1 protein-coding gene and 1 pseudogene are annotated in these 946 nt (G+C 46.0%); both read left to right on the top strand.

Features of this window, described 5'->3' with window-relative positions:
- Positions 1-292, top strand: a pseudogene (locus tag A3762_RS15905) (type II secretion system protein GspE); the annotation flags it as partial.
- 2 nt (positions 293-294) lie between these two features.
- Positions 295-946, top strand: a 652-nt coding sequence (locus A3762_RS15900) for a type II secretion system F family protein (RefSeq protein WP_197469302.1), incomplete at its 3' end; no start/stop codon positions are given.

Here is a 946-nt window from a genome sequence, read left to right as displayed (position 1 = left end):
TGAGGGAACATGCAGATTGCTAGGAGTTGATCCTACAAATCCACCAACCCTATACCGTGCCAAAGGGTGCAGTGAATGTAATCACTTAGGCTATCAAGGGCGATTAGGTGTTTACGAGATTATCGAGATCGATAATCAGATGCGTAGCTTGATCCACGATCGTGCAAGTGAGAAAGAACTAGAAGCCTGCGCTCGAGAAAAATCCCCTGCAATTTTTGATGATGGGGCAAGGAAGATCTTAGATGGTGTGACGACTGTTGAAGAAGTCTTACGTGTCACACACAAAGGTTAGTTATGGCAGCCTTTGAATATGTCGCTCTTGATGAGCGTGGTAAAAAACAGAAAGGCGTTATAGAAGCGGATTCCGCGCGTCAGGTGCGTCAGTCTCTTCGAGATAAAGGATGGATGCCGCTCGAGGCGAATCAAGCCGCTGAACAAAAACAGTCTAAAAGTCTTCTAGCGCGTAAGCCAAGTTTGAGCGTACGCGATCTTGCTTTAGTTACTCGCCAAATCGCCACATTAGTTCAAAGCGGGATCCCTATCGAAGAAACGCTCAGTGCCGTGGCCTCTCAAAGTGAGAAACCTAATATTCGCAGTATGATTTTGGCGATTCGATCGAAGGTTTTAGAAGGTTTTACCTTGGCAGATAGCTTGGCGGAATACCCCGCGGCTTTCCCTAAGTTATATCGATCAACTGTTGCAGCTGGCGAAACTGCCGGGCATTTAGATTTAGTGTTGAATCGACTCGCTGATTATACCGAAGGACGTCAGGCTGCGCGTCAGAAAATCCAATTAGCAGCTATTTACCCAGTGATATTGTCGATCGTTGCAATTTCTATTGTTGTGTTCTTGTTGACCTATGTGGTGCCTGACATCATTGAGGTATTTATCAATAATGGGCAGGCTCTACCTCTTTTGACGCAAGCTTTACTGAGCGTTAGCGACT

It is taken from the genome of Oleiphilus sp. HI0125, from assembly GCF_001635355.1.
This window is presented reverse-complemented; position numbering and strand designations above follow the sequence as displayed.